The 12,935-nt window shown below is 70.6% G+C and carries 11 protein-coding genes, 1 tRNA gene and 1 pseudogene; 9 read left to right on the top strand and 4 right to left on the bottom strand.

Going from position 1 to position 12,935, the window contains the following annotated elements:
- Nucleotides 1-47 precede the first annotated feature (47 nt).
- A complete protein-coding gene (locus ACN28C_RS26830; RefSeq protein ID WP_422770290.1) occupies nt 48-824 on the top strand; it encodes an SDR family oxidoreductase in 777 nt (258 codons plus the stop codon).
- Between the two features lie 176 nt (nt 825-1,000).
- Here ACN28C_RS26830 and ACN28C_RS26825 read toward each other — a convergent pair whose 3' ends face one another.
- On the bottom strand, nt 1,001-1,432 hold the full coding sequence (locus ACN28C_RS26825; protein WP_101365276.1) for an SsgA family sporulation/cell division regulator: 432 nt from the start codon (nt 1,430-1,432) through the stop codon (nt 1,001-1,003).
- A gap of 416 nt (nt 1,433-1,848) precedes the next feature.
- On the opposite strand from ACN28C_RS26825, the gene ACN28C_RS26820 reads away from it, so the two are divergent.
- The 3 genes and pseudogenes from ACN28C_RS26820 to ACN28C_RS26810 form a co-directional block, all read left to right on the top strand.
- A complete protein-coding gene (locus ACN28C_RS26820; protein ID WP_422774821.1) occupies nt 1,849-2,325 on the top strand; it encodes a TIGR02611 family protein in 477 nt (158 codons plus the stop codon).
- Between the two features lie 50 nt (nt 2,326-2,375).
- Nucleotides 2,376-2,447: transfer RNA gene (locus tag ACN28C_RS26815), tRNA-Val, on the top strand.
- A 133-nt stretch (nt 2,448-2,580) separates the two neighbouring features.
- Nucleotides 2,581-2,744, top strand: a pseudogene (locus ACN28C_RS26810) (SAM-dependent methyltransferase); the annotation flags it as partial.
- A 92-nt stretch (nt 2,745-2,836) separates the two neighbouring features.
- Here the strand turns inward: ACN28C_RS26810 and ACN28C_RS26805 are convergent.
- From ACN28C_RS26805 to ACN28C_RS26795, 3 genes are all read right to left on the bottom strand, one after another.
- The gene (locus ACN28C_RS26805) at nt 2,837-3,322 is read right to left on the bottom strand and encodes a hypothetical protein (protein WP_422770289.1); all 486 of its coding nucleotides are present in this window, start codon (nt 3,320-3,322) and stop codon (nt 2,837-2,839) included.
- A gap of 11 nt (nt 3,323-3,333) precedes the next feature.
- The gene (locus ACN28C_RS26800) at nt 3,334-4,383 is read right to left on the bottom strand and encodes a LuxR C-terminal-related transcriptional regulator (protein WP_422770288.1); all 1,050 of its coding nucleotides are present in this window, start codon (nt 4,381-4,383) and stop codon (nt 3,334-3,336) included.
- 210 nt (nt 4,384-4,593) lie between these two features.
- The gene (locus ACN28C_RS26795; protein WP_422770287.1) at nt 4,594-5,310 is read right to left on the bottom strand and encodes a GntR family transcriptional regulator; all 717 of its coding nucleotides are present in this window, start codon (nt 5,308-5,310) and stop codon (nt 4,594-4,596) included.
- Nucleotides 5,311-5,475: 165 nt separating this feature from the next.
- On the opposite strand from ACN28C_RS26795, the gene ACN28C_RS26790 reads away from it, so the two are divergent.
- The 5 genes from ACN28C_RS26790 to ACN28C_RS26770 all read left to right on the top strand — a co-directional run bounded on the left by ACN28C_RS26790 (nt 5,476) and on the right by ACN28C_RS26770 (nt 12,816).
- Nucleotides 5,476-6,318 carry an alpha/beta fold hydrolase gene (locus ACN28C_RS26790; protein WP_422770286.1) on the top strand — a complete coding sequence of 281 codons (843 nt, stop codon included), beginning with the start codon at nt 5,476-5,478 and terminating at the stop codon, nt 6,316-6,318.
- 141 nt (nt 6,319-6,459) lie between these two features.
- Nucleotides 6,460-6,600, top strand: coding sequence for a hypothetical protein (locus ACN28C_RS26785; RefSeq protein ID WP_422770285.1), 141 nt, complete (start codon nt 6,460-6,462; stop codon nt 6,598-6,600).
- 245 nt (nt 6,601-6,845) lie between these two features.
- Nucleotides 6,846-7,865 carry an SDR family oxidoreductase gene (locus tag ACN28C_RS26780; RefSeq protein WP_422774820.1) on the top strand — a complete coding sequence of 340 codons (1,020 nt, stop codon included), beginning with the start codon at nt 6,846-6,848 and terminating at the stop codon, nt 7,863-7,865.
- A gap of 227 nt (nt 7,866-8,092) precedes the next feature.
- Complete coding sequence (locus tag ACN28C_RS26775; RefSeq protein WP_422774819.1) at nt 8,093-10,213, top strand: DNA gyrase/topoisomerase IV subunit B; 2,121 nt, start codon at nt 8,093-8,095, stop codon at nt 10,211-10,213.
- 77 nt (nt 10,214-10,290) lie between these two features.
- On the top strand, nt 10,291-12,816 hold the full coding sequence (locus ACN28C_RS26770) for a DNA gyrase/topoisomerase IV subunit A (RefSeq protein WP_422770284.1): 2,526 nt from the start codon (nt 10,291-10,293) through the stop codon (nt 12,814-12,816).
- The last annotated feature ends 119 nt before the right edge of the window (nt 12,817-12,935 follow it).

Genomic DNA, 12,935 nt, shown 5'->3' with positions numbered 1-12,935 from the left:
GCGCGCCGGACGTTGGCCGGCCCATGACACGGCCGGAGAGGGTGCGCATGCCAGGTCTGTTCTCGGTCGAGGACAAGGCGGTGCTGGTCACCGGCGGGACCCGGGGGATCGGGTTGATGATCGCCAGGGGATTCGTCGAGGCCGGCGCCCAGGTGATCATCTCGTCGCGGAAGGCGGACGTCTGTGCCGAGGCGGCCGGGCGGCTCTCTGCGGTCGGCCGGTGTGAGGCGATCCCGGCCGACATCTCCACCGCGACAGGCGCGGCGCGGCTCGCCGAGCAGGTCCTGGCCCGGGTGCCGGCGCTGGACGTACTGGTCAACAACGCCGGAGCGACCTGGGGTGCGCCGCTGGAGGCCTATCCGGAGAGCGCCTTCGACAAGCTCTGGGCGGTCAACGTCAAGGCGGTCTTCCAGCTGACCACGGCTCTGCTGCCCGCGTTGCGGGCCTCGGCGAGCGCGGACGACCCGGCCCGTGTGATCAACATCGGTTCGATCGACGGCATCCGGGTGCCGTGGATGGAGGTCTACGCCTACTCGGCGACGAAGGCGGCGGTGCACATGCTGACCCGGAGCCTCGCGCACCAGCTCGCCCCGGAGCACATCACGGTGAACGCGATCGCGCCCGGCCCCTTCGAGAGCAAGATGATGGCGTTCGCCCTGGACGACCCGGCGACCAGGGCGACGATCGAGCACCAGGTGCCGCTCGGCCGGATCGGCAGACCCGACGACATGGCCGGAGCGGCGATCTATCTCGCCTCGCGGGCCGGGGCGTATCTCACCGGTGCGGTCATTCCGGTCGACGGCGGAGTCACCACGCACGGCTGAGGCGTCCGAGCGGCCCTCAACCCGGGCAGTTCAGGCAGTTCAGGCAGTTCGGGCAGGGCCCTGTGGGCGCCCACCGGTGTGCAGACGCCGCGCGGACCTCGGCAGGGTCCGCGCGGCGCGGTGGTTCTCTTCCGGTCGAGGCTTTCCCGCGATGCGCGTCGACGCGTCGCGGAATGTCAGCGGCCGGCCAGCAGTCGGTTGACCGCGGTGTCGACGTCGAGGTGGTCCCCCTCCCGCCCGCGCGGCACCACCACGTAGGTCCGGCGCAGGAACCTGACCAGGACGCTACGCGGCACCTCGAACAGTGCGTTACCGTCCGGTGACGACAGCGCGAGCGCGACGAAGTCTCCCCGGGGTGTGGCCCAGGGCCAGACCCGGACATCGCCGATCCCGGCCGGCTCGTCGAGACCGGTGACGAGCAGCTCCCGCGCGAAGGACCAGCTCACCGCCTCGCCTCCGGCGGATTCCGCATGGAACAGGACATGGACCGCATACGGGTCGGCTGGGTCGTAGCGCAGGCTTGCACGCACGGGCAGAGCCGTGGCGTCAGGTGCAACGAGCCTTAACGACGTCTCGACCTCGACCGTGGTAGGTCGGATGACACTCATGGACGTTCTCCCCCCGGCACCGCTGCGGGACGTATGTGTCCCGCCGTTCCCATCCTCAGCTGCTACTTCATGATTACGCTCCGCCATACGCTGATATCACCCAGTAGTGGGAAGAGGCTTCCTAACTCCCGATCGAAATCGAATCTTTATGTAGGATGTCCAGTTCTGCCCAGGTACTCGAGCCCACCCGACGCCAGGTGGTTCAGTCGTCGACTCACTCCGGTAACGTCCAGTCGTCCTGTTGAGTGACGGGCCGGGGCCACACTGGGAGTTGAGATGGCTACGAATCCATCCTCAATGGAGAAATCAGCTCTGCCGGGGCGTCGAGGGTGAACGGTGCCGGCGTCGGGGTCCGCCCCGGTGCGACGGGGAGGGCGGAGGAGCGGAGGTACGACGTGCCGGAAGACGAGCGCGTCATGCGGGGGGACCGGCTCGGACCTGCGACGGAGTCGCCGCCGGGCGTGGGCGGCGAGGACCCGCTGGAGCCCTTTGTCATGCAGAACCGGCGTCAGCGGATCCGGCGGACACTGGAGATCATCCGGGCAAATCCCACGGGCCGTTTCGCGTTGAAGGTCTTCGTGGCGCTCGCCGGTGCGATCGTCGTCACACTCGGTCTCGCGTTGATCCCGCTGCCCGGGCCCGGCTGGCTGATCGTCATCGGCGGGTTGGGTATCTGGGCGGTGGAATTCCACTGGGCCAAACGGCTACTCAGCTTTACCCGTCGGCACGTGCAGGGCTGGGCGCGCTGGGTACGCGAGCAGTCCCTCCCGGTGAGATTCGTCCTCGGCTCCGTGGGGCTGGTCTTCATCGCGCTCGTGCTGTGGCTGTCGGTCCGGGCCAGCCTCGGCATCGACCTCATCGCCCGCTTCATGACCTACCTCGCGACGCACTGACCCCGAAGATGCGCGGGATCGGCGCGATCGGGTACAGTCGTGCGCGCTGAGGGCGATTAGCTCAGCGGGAGAGCGCTTCGTTCACACCGAAGAGGTCACTGGTTCGATCCCAGTATCGCCCACCTGAAACGCGTACCCAGGCGCGGCCTGCGAAGGCGGTGAATCCGCTGTGCGCTGACGGGCCTGGTCGGGCAGGCCACCGGTAGCCGGGGTGGCTGTCGGGTCGTGACGGGTCTGGGCGGGGTTCGTGTGGCTGACGGGGTCGTGGTGGTCGGCTTCGGTGCCGATCGCGGTTACCCGCTGGCTGATGTCGACGCTGACGCGCTCGCGGCCGGGTTGTGCCAGTCACACCGCTTCGCCACCTGGGATCTGCGCCCTGGCGCGCCGAAGCCGATTTCGCGGTGACCGTGCCTCGCCGCCGAACCTGCGCCGGGCGGCCGATCCTCCCGGCCTATCGGACCCATCGACCTCGATCACATAGACACGCCTGGTTGTCCACCATCGAGGACCCCTAGCAATGGCCACAGACCGGATTGGGAGCACCCTCGGAGCGGCGTTCGAGCGGCCGGTCGACCAGTTCGTCGTCGACGTCCGTCGGGCCTACCAGCATCGGCGATGTGGGGCTCTTCCGGGTGACTTTGACGCACGCGATACGCACCTCGTAGTCCGTTACGACGCAGATCCCCAGCTCCGGGAGCCGGTCCACCCGCATCCGGTCGGAGAACGCCGTCCTGTCCCCGTGGGAGTACGTCTGCAGGTCCGCATCGTTCAGGGTGCCGTAGGGCAGGCCCGCGATGAAGGCGGCGTACCCCCACCGTGGCCCGGTGCTGTTCTCCGGCACGCCGCAGTCCAGATGGCCGGTCAACGTTACGTAGTCGCCAGCGGTGATCTCCGCTCGCTCGATGGCTCCGGAGAAGCACGGGATGCGTTCCCATCCGTCATCCGCCGCGGCGGGGGGACCGGCGCCGAACAGCGCGACGACCGCGGCGGCGAACACAGCCAGGTATCTCATCGGTTTCCCCCATCGATGGTGGCGGCGGGTGTGGACGGGCCCGGTGGCGTCGCCACGTTCAGCGCGCCGAGCGCGAGACCCAGCTGAAAGCGATTGTCGACGCCGAGACGGTCCATCAACGCCCTCAGTGTGTAGGTGAGGGAGCGGGTGGACATGCCGATCTCCTGCGCGGAGGCGGCGTCGGTATAACCCTGGGCGAGCAGTGCGACAATTGCTTTCTCGCGTGATGTCAACACGATCGCGGGTACTCCGTTTCGGCTCGGGTCCACCGCGTCGCTCCAGTGACGGGTGAACAGCCTGACGAGCGCATCGACCGCCGCGTGGTCGACGATCTCCCACGTGCCGCGCTCCAGGTCAAGGGGATCGACGGCAAGGAGCGCCACGCGTCGGTCGAAGATCATGAGCTTCTGCGGTAGACGCGCCGCCTCCCGATACTCGCCACCGAGCCGGCCGAAATCGATCGCGTGCTGCGCCGAGCGGTCGCCGTCCGCGGGCGGGCGGCTCAGCGTGCGCATCCGGACGCCGCGACGCAAGGCAGCGACATCCAGCGGCGCGCCGACCGCCAGTTCGTCTGTGCTGAAAGCCTGCTCGGGCTGCATGGACAGGTGCTCGACTCGCTCCAGCGCCGCCAACTCGGCTATGCGCCGGCGGCGGGACTCGCGGTCCGGCAGGTGCCTCGCCGAAAGCGCGACCCGCTCACACGGCTCGGGATCGCTCCCGGCAGCCGCTGCGGCGCGCCGCAGCGCGTGGCGCCGCAGGGTCATCACCACCGCAGCCGCGGGCCGTGCCCGCCAGATCGAGGCGTCCGCGCCGTGCCCCGACGGCTCGCGTTCCACCGTGATGATGTCGACAGCCAGGAGTTCGTCCAGTGCGGTCCGGGCCCTCCGCATCCCCAGGCCAAGCTCAGCCGCGACCTTCCCGGCGGCCTGCGGCCCGAAGGTCAGCAGGCACCGGTACACCAGATCGGCGTCCGCCGAGACACCCCAGCGGACCAGCGCCGGCACGGCCCTACCGATCGCGAGCACCCCCGTTTTTCTGCCTGCCATGTAGGACCCTCCCCCGAACCGACAGACCGCGGTACGCAGCGATACAAGCACCGGAACACGACGATGTCTGCATTCCGCAAGATCGTTGAAGAATTCGTTGCGCGATTCCGCAATCCACCACCGGTCCATGTGTCCCGGTTGACGGTCGGTCGTCAGGTGGAAACGGCGCCCGTCGGCAGCGCCGCCGGCCCCGACGGACGGTCGAGAGCCTCACCCGTCTCCGGTGGGTGGGGCGGTTGTCGGGCCAAGCCGGCCCGGATCATCGTCGGTGGACGGGGTTTCGAGCAGCGGGGCGAGGGTCTCCCAGTTGGCCCGGGTGGCGGCCGCCGCCCCTGCTGCGTCACCGGCCGCGCAGAGCTGGATGATCCGGTCGTGCTGCGCCACCGACTCCCGGCCGCTCAGCGAGGAGAAGCGCAGCCGTTCCAGGCGCCGGAGCACCGGCGTGTACCGCTCGAGGACGTCCTGGAGAGCGCCGTTGGCGCAGGCGGTGACGAGCACACCGTGGAAATCGTCGTCGGCGGCGATCGCCGCGTCGACGTCGGCGCGGCGCAGGGCGTCGGCGAACCGAGTATTGGCCTCGCGCATGGCGTCGAGCTCGGCGCCGGAGAGGTTGGGCAGGGCCTCCCGGACGGCGAGTTCGTGCATCACCGCCGTGACTGACTGGGCGTTGCGGGCGGCGCGGACGTCCAGTGGGCTGACCATTGTGTATCGGCCCGGTTTGGTCTGGACCAGGCCCGCCTGCTCCAGCCGGGCCAGTGCTTCGCGCACCGGGGTCCGACTGACGCCGAGCCATTCGACCAGGTCCGTGTCGTTGAGGCGTTCGCCGGGTGCGAGCGTGCCGTCGACGATCGCGTCCCGGATCGCCCGGTAGGCGTCCTCGCGCAGGAGTGATCTGGAGACGAGGCCGCGACCCCGTGGTACCGGCATGCAACATGTTGGTCACGCCGTGGCGCCAGTGTCAAATGCGCGTCCGCCCACCCGTGGTCTCTTGACATCCGAGGCGAGCGACATGCAATATATCGCATGTCGCGTACCGCCCGCTCGTCGGATCGGTCGGGCGGCCCCTCGCTCCTGGATCGGAAGGACATACCGATGAACATCGAGTTCCTGCGCCGCCCCACCAGGCGGGCGGTCACGCTGGCCGGTGTGACCGCCGGCGTCGCGGCGGTCGCGCTCCTCGCCACCACCGCCGGCGCGGCTATCGGGCAGCGCCCGCCGGGCAGGAAGCCCACGGTCGTACTGGTGCACGGCGCCTTCGCCGACTCGTCGAGCTGGAACGGCGTGGTCAAGCGGCTCAAGCGCGACGGCTACCCGGTCGTCGCCGTCGCCAATCCGCTGCGCGGTCTGCACAGCGACGCCGGGTACCTGCGCAGCGTCCTGGACAGCATCGACGGTGCGATCGTGCTCGCCGGCCACTCGTACGGCGGGTCGGTGATGGGCGAGGCCGCCGACGGCCACCCGGACGTCAGGGCGCTCGTCTACATTGCCAGCTTCAGCCTCGACAAGGGCGAAAGCACCGCCGAGTTGGCCGCCAGGTTCCCGGGCGGCCAACTCGGCCCCGCCCTCAACCCCGTGCCCTTCCCGCTGCCCGGCGGCGACACGGGCACCGATCTCTACATCAAGCAGGACGAGTTCCGCAGGGTCTTCGCCGCGGACGTCCCCCGCGACGTCGCCGAGCTGATGGCGGCCACGCAACGCCCCATCGCGGCCACCGCGCTCGAGGACCAGGCCACCAGGGCCGCCTGGCGGAGCATCCCGTCGTGGACGATGGTCACCAAACAGGATCTCGCCATCCCCGCCGACTCGATGCGCTTCATGGCGAAGCGGGCTGGCTCATACACCGTGGAGATCGACGCCTCGCACGCGGTCACCGTCGCCGAGCCCGGCGCCGTCGCCGACCTGATCGGCAGGGCCGGCCGCACGGTCACCCAATAACTCCGTCGCCAGGACGTCCCGCCGGGTGAACACGGCGGGGTGCTCCGCCGGCCGGATCGTCGGGTGACCGTTGGTCCGGCCGGAGAAATCTACGCGGCTTCTACCCATGTTCCGCCGTCGGGTCGATGTCATGCTCGGTGCGTGACAGGAGCGCAGACCACACCCGCCGAAGCGCCGCCACCCGCGGCCGACCACTGGCGGGCGGTGGGGCTGGCGCTCGTGCCCGACTCGCTGATGGCCGTGTCCCTGGTGAACGGCGGCCGCGCCCTCGCCGGGCCCTGACCCTCGCCGGGCCCTGACCCTCGCCGGGCCCTGACCCTCGCCGGGCCCTGACCCTCGCCGGGCCCTGACCCTCGCCGGGCCCTGACCCTCGCCGGGCCCTGACCCGGGGCGGGCCCTGAGTCGGGGCGGTCGCGGGCCGCCGAGATTGTGGCCCGCCGGCTCGGCGGCCATACTGGCAGCCCGCCGGGAGCGGTAGCCCGGGTCCCGGGGCCGCGCAGCCTCGCCGGAGGTCAGGGGGTAACACCATCAGCGCTCGCAGGGTTCTCTTCGTCGGCGGCAGCGGGATCATCAGCTCCGCCTGCTCCCAGCTCGCCGTCGCGCACGGCATCGACCTGACGGTGCTCAACCGGGGCAGCACCACCCGGCGACCGCTGCCGGCCGGGGTCACCGTGCTGCGCGCCGACATCCGCGATCCGGACGCGGTGAGAACCGCACTCGGCAACCGCGAGTTCGATGCCGTGGTCGACTGGATCGCCTTCACCCCGGCACACGTCCGGACCGGAATCGAGCTTTTCCGGGACCGGGCGGGCCAGTACGTCTTCATCAGCTCGGCGTCCGCCTACCAGACCCCGCCGGCCCGGTTGCCGATCGTCGAGTCGACGCCGCTGCGCAACCCGTACTGGCAGTACTCGCGCGACAAGATCGCCTGCGAGGAGCTGCTCGTCCGGGCGTACCGCGAGGACGCCTTTCCGGCCACGATCGTCCGGCCGTCGCACACCTACGACCGCACCCTGGTGCCGTTCGACGGCGGCTGGACGGTGGTCGACCGGATGCGCCGGGGCCGGGAGTTCGTCGTGCACGGCGACGGCACATCACTGTGGACGCTCACCCACCACACCGACTTCGCCCGTGGCCTGGTGCCGCTGCTCGGGCATCCCGCCGCCGTCGGGGACACCTTCCACATCACCTCCGACGAGGTGCTCACCTGGAACCAGATCGCCGAGACGCTGGCCGCCGCGGCCGGGGTCCCGGCCCGGATCGTGCACGTGCCCTCGGACGTGATCGCGGCGACGGATCCGGAGTGGGGTGCCGCGCTCCTCGGCGACAAGGCCCACTCGATGATCTTCGACAACACCAAGCTGCGCCGGCTGGTGCCGGACTTCGTGGCGTCCGTGCCGTTCGCGCAGGGTGCCCGGGAGATCGTCGACTGGTACGACGCCGACCCGGCCCGGCAGCGGGTCGACGCGCGGCTGGACACGCTGCACGACCGGCTCGTCGAGGCGTACCGGATCCACGACGTCACGGCGACCGGCTCGGAAGGCTGACCCCGGCTGCCCGGCGGCACCAGGGAGCACACAGGCACCAGCGGTACCGGCGGTACCGGCGGTACCGGCCGTTGCGCCTGCCCGGGCTCAGGTGGCCTCGGGGTGACTCCTGTCGTACCCGGAGGCGACAATCGGGTGATGTTCCTCGCCACGCGGCCCGGTCGGGCCGGACGCTGCCGGCCCCCGGTGCCGGCAGTGGGTACGCTCGCTACCGGCGTGGGGCCCGCCTGCCCCGGCGCCAGCCCCGCCGACCAGCGGCGCACGACCGGCAACCCTGGGAGTTCACCTCGTTGACTGCACAGCCTGACATCCTGTATGGGGCCGACGACCTCACCCACCTCGAGGGTCTGGACGCGGTCCGCAAGCGCCCCGGCATGTATATCGGCTCCACCGACGGCCGTGGCGTGGGTCACCTGCTCAACGAGATCGTGGACAACTCCACCGACGAGGGTGTCGCGGGTCACGCGACCCGGGTCGAGGTCACCCTGCACGCCGACGGCTCGGTGCAGGTCGACGACGACGGCCGGGGCATCCCGACCGACGTGCACGCCAAGTCGGGGCTCTCCGGGGTCGAGCTGGTGCTGACCCGGCTGCATGCCGGGGGCAAGTTCGGCAACTCCGGCTACAAGACCTCCGGCGGCCTGCACGGCGTCGGTGCCTCGGCGGTCAACGCGCTCTCCCGGCGCTTCGACGTGACGGTCCGCCGGGACGGCAAGGTCCACCAGATGTCGTTCCAGCACGGCGTACCGGGAATGTTCGACGGCTCCGGCGCCGGGGCCGCCTTCACGCCGCACCCCGGGTTGCGCCTGCTCGGCAAGGTCAAGCGGGGGGAGTCCACCGGCACCTCGATCCGCTACTGGCACGACGCGCGCTACTTCGAGGCCGGCGCCGCGCTCGACGTCGAGGCGGTCCGCACCAAGCTGCGGCACACCGCGTTCCTGGTGCCCGGCGTGACCTACGTGCTGCGCGACGCCACCGGCGGGGCAATCAGCGCGGAGACGTTCCACTTTCCGAACGGACTGGCCGACATGGTCGACTACCTCGCACCGGCCGGCGACAAGCCCGTCTCCGGCACGCTGCTGGTCGGCGGGGAGGGCACCTACCGGGAGAACGCCGCCGACGCCAACGGCGTGATGCAGAGCAATGTGGAGCGTCGCGCCGAGGTCGAGGTGGCGTTCCGCTGGGGCACCGGCTACGACCGCACCGTCGAGTGTTTCACCAACACCATCCGCAACGTGCACGGCGGCACCCACCGCAAGGGCTTCGAACGGGGCGCGACCAGGGCCCTGGTCGACGCGATCCGCAACGCGCGCGGGCTGCTCAAGCCGAAGGAGGACGCGCCGGTCCTGGACGACATCCTGGAGGGCATCACGGCGGTGGTGCACGTCCGGATCCCGGAGCCGCAGTTCACCTCGCAGACCAAGGACGAGCTCTCCACCGCCCCGGTGACCAAGGTGGTGCAGACCGTCGTCGAGCAGCACATCCGGGCCTGGCTGGAGGATCGCAAGACCCGGGCCGAGGCGCGGACGGTGCTCCAGAAGATCGTCGACGCGGCCCGGGTCCGGCTCACCCAGAAGCAGCAGAAGGACGCCGCCCGGCGCAAGACCGCGCTGGAGGGCGCGGCGATGCCGCCGAAGCTGGTCGACTGCCGCTCGACCGGGGTGGAGCGCAGCGAACTCTTCATCGTCGAGGGGGACAGCGCGCTCGGCACCGCTCGGATGGCCCGTTCCAGCGAATACCAGGCGCTGCTGCCGATCCGGGGCAAGATCCTCAATGTGCAGAAGGCCAGCCTCCAGCAGGTGCTGGACAACGTCGAGTGCTCGGCGATCGTCCAGGTGCTCGGTGCCGGCTCGGGGCGTACCTTCGACCTGGCCTCGCTCCGCTACGGCCGCATCCTGATCATGGCGGACGCCGACGTCGACGGCTCGCACATCCGGACCCTGCTGATCACCCTCTTCGCCAAGTACATGCGGCCGGTGATCGAGGCGGGCCGGCTCTATGCTGCGGTGCCGCCGCTGCACAAGATCAGCACGAAGGGCAAGAACCCGGAGACGCACTACACCTACACCCAGGCCGAGATGGCCGCCGCGGTCACCCGGCTGGAGAAGGCGGGCCGGCAGGTGGTCACCCCGATTCCCCGGTTCAAGGGGCTCGGCGAGATGGACGCCGACGAGCTCTGGGAGACCACGATGAACCCGGCCAGCCGGATGGTCCGGCGGATCACCCTGGACGACGTCGAGGCCGCCGAGCAGGTCCTCGAACTGCTGATGGGCGAGAAGGTCGAGCCCCGGAAGAACTGGCTGATCGACTCGGCGAACCGGGTCGACCAGGAGGCGATCGACGCCTGACCCGCCGGGTGGACCTCAGACGCGGGTACGACAGCGGCCGGTGCACCGGCCAGCGAGGAAAGTGAGCACGTCACGCCATGGCACGCCGTACGGGCAAGGGACCGAAGGTCGACCTCTCCGCCTTCGACCAGGCGGGGGCGAGGGTCCTCGACAACCCCCTGGCCACCGAGGTCGAGGACTCCTACCTGGAGTACGCCTTCTCGGTGATCCACTCCCGCGCGCTCCCGGACGCGCGCGACGGACTCAAGCCGGTGCACCGGCGGATCCTCTACTCCATGAGCGAGCAGGGACACCGCCCCGACCGGGCGCACGTGAAGTCGGCCCGCGTCGTCGGCGACGTGATGGGACGCTTCCATCCGCACGGCGACACCGCCATCTACGACGCGCTGGTCCGGCTGGCCCAGGACTTCTCGCTGAACGCCCCACTCATCGACGGGCATGGAAACTTCGGGTCTCAGGACGACGGACCGGCCGCCGCGCGTTACACCGAGGCCCGGATGTCCCGGGAGGCGATGCTGCTCGTCGGCGAGCTGGGCGAGGGGACCGTCGACTTCAAGCCCAACTACGACGGCTCGCTGACCGAGCCCTCGGTGCTGCCGGCTGCCTTCCCGAACCTGCTGGTCAACGGCACGTCCGGGATCGCGGTCGGGATGGCGACCAACATGATCCCGCACAACCTCGGCGAGGTGGTCGCGGCGGCCCGCTGGCTGATCGACCACCCCGACGCCGACCTGGACAAGCTGATGGAGTTCGTCCCCGGCCCCGACCTGCCCACCGGTGGCCAGCTGCTCGGGCTGGACGAGGTGCGCAAGGCGTACGAGACCGGTCGGGGTGTGGTGCGGATGCGTGCCCGGGTCGAGACCGGCCCGCTGGAGGGCAGCCGGGGCCGGCAGGCGATCACGGTGGTCGAGCTGCCGTACGGGATCGGCGCCGAGAAGATCATCGAGGCGATCACCGACGAGGTGCGCGGCAAGCTGATCACCTCCGGCCCGCGCAAGGGGCAACGGCAGGCGGCCCGGCTCCAGGGCATCGCCGACGTCAAGGACCTCACGGACCGGGAGAACGGCACCCGGCTGGTGATCGAGTGCAAGGTCGGGGTCAACCCGCAGGCGCTCCTCGCCGACCTCTACCGGCTCACCCCGATGGAGCAGTCCTTCGGGGTCAACAACCTCGTCCTGGTCGACGGGCAACCGCAGACGCTCGGGCTCAAGCGCCTGCTGGAGGTCTTCCTGGCGCACCGCTACGAGGTGGTGACCCGACGTACGACGTTCCGGCGGCAGAAGCGGGCCGACCGGCTGCACCTGGTCGACGGCCTGCTGATGGCGCTGCTCGACATCGACGAGGTGGTCCGGCTGATCCGGGCCAGCGAGAACGCGCAGGCCGCCAAGGACGGCCTGATGAGCCAGTTCGGGCTCTCCGAGATCCAGGCCAGCTACATCCTGGACACCCCGCTGCGCCGGCTCACCAAGTTCGACCGGATCGAGTTGGAGGTCGAGCGGGAGCGGCTGCGCGACGAGATCGCCGCACTGACCGAGATCCTCGACGACGACCGGGTGCTCCGTCGGGTCGTCTCCGACGAACTGGCCGCGGTGGTCGACGAGTTCGCGGTGCGACGGCGTACCACGCTTATCGACGGGGACCTCAAGGAGGTGCTGGCCGCGTCGGCGCCGGCCGGGCCGCTGGAGGTCGCCGACGACCCGTGTCAGGTGATCCTCTCGGCCACCGGGCTGGTCGCCCGGACCGCCGCCGAGTCCGAGGAGGCCGCCGAGGGGCGGCGGCGCAACGGCCGGACCAAGCACGACGCGGTACGCGCCGTCGTGCACACCACCGCGCGCGGCCAGGTGTTGCTGGTGACCAGCGCCGGGCGGGCGTTCAAGACCGAGGTGCTGCCACTGCCGGTGCTGCCGGAGCAGGCCGGCACGGTCTCGCTCTCCGGCGGCATGTCCAGCACCGAGCTGGTTTCCCTGGGGCCTGGCGAGACGGTGGTCGGGTTGGCGCCGCTCGGCGAGCGCGGCGCCGGATCGCCGGGTCTGGCGCTCGGCACCCGGCAGGGCGTGGTCAAGGTCTGCGCCCCGGAGTGGCCGGTCCGGGCGGACGAGTTCGAGGTGATCAGCCTGCGCGACGGCGACGAGGTGGTCGGGGCCACCTGGCTCACCGACGGGGCGGAGACGCTCGCCTTCGTCGCCTCGGACGCCTCGCTGCTGCGCTTCCCGGCCACGCTGGTCCGCCCGCAGGGGGTGAAGGGCGGCGGCATGGCCGGGATAAACCTCGGCTCCGGCGCCGAGGTGGTCTTCTTCGGTGCGATCCGCACCGACGATCCGGAGCAGGGCGAGCCGATGGTGGTCACCTCGACCGGCAGCGGCGTCAAGGTCACCCCGTTCGCGCTCTACCCGACAAAGGGGCGGGCCACCGGCGGCGTCCGGGCGCAGCGCTTCCTCAAGGGAGAGTCCCGGCTGGTCGTCGCCTGGATCGGGCCACGACCGGTCGGCATCAGCAAGCGCGGCGAGCCGATGGCGCTGCCCGAGCCCGACCAGCGCCGGGACGGCTCCGGCGCGGCGATCTTCGGCCCCGACACCGTGGGTCACCTGATCGAACGCGGTTGACGATCGGGCGCGGCAGAGCCGCCCGTACGGCGATCCGCTACCTGTCCGGCTGCCGATGCCCGAAGGGCTGAGCGGCGATCCGCCATTCGGAGTACCGCTGGGCTTCACGTGACCTTCAG

This window comes from Plantactinospora sp. WMMC1484 (assembly GCF_049315195.1).
GTDB lineage: Bacteria > Actinomycetota > Actinomycetes > Mycobacteriales > Micromonosporaceae > Plantactinospora.
The sequence above is the reverse complement of the archived record's forward strand: the minus strand, read 5'-3'. Positions and strand labels throughout refer to the sequence as shown.

What these genes read in the sequence shown, in the direction of transcription:
- ACN28C_RS26825 (WP_101365276.1), bottom strand. Translation starts at nt 1,432, where the DNA reads ATGAGTGTCATCCGACCTACCACGGTCGAGGTCGAGACGTCGTTAAGG.
- ACN28C_RS26830 (WP_422770290.1), top strand. Translation starts at nt 48, where the DNA reads ATGCCAGGTCTGTTCTCGGTCGAGGACAAGGCGGTGCTGGTCACCGGC.
- ACN28C_RS26795 (WP_422770287.1), bottom strand. Translation starts at nt 5,310, where the DNA reads ATGCCGGTACCACGGGGTCGCGGCCTCGTCTCCAGATCACTCCTGCGC.
- ACN28C_RS26800 (WP_422770288.1), bottom strand. Translation starts at nt 4,383, where the DNA reads ATGGCAGGCAGAAAAACGGGGGTGCTCGCGATCGGTAGGGCCGTGCCG.
- ACN28C_RS26770 (WP_422770284.1), top strand. Translation starts at nt 10,291, where the DNA reads ATGGCACGCCGTACGGGCAAGGGACCGAAGGTCGACCTCTCCGCCTTC.
- ACN28C_RS26820 (WP_422774821.1), top strand. Translation starts at nt 1,849, where the DNA reads ATGCGGGGGGACCGGCTCGGACCTGCGACGGAGTCGCCGCCGGGCGTG.
- ACN28C_RS26790 (WP_422770286.1), top strand. Translation starts at nt 5,476, where the DNA reads ATGAACATCGAGTTCCTGCGCCGCCCCACCAGGCGGGCGGTCACGCTG.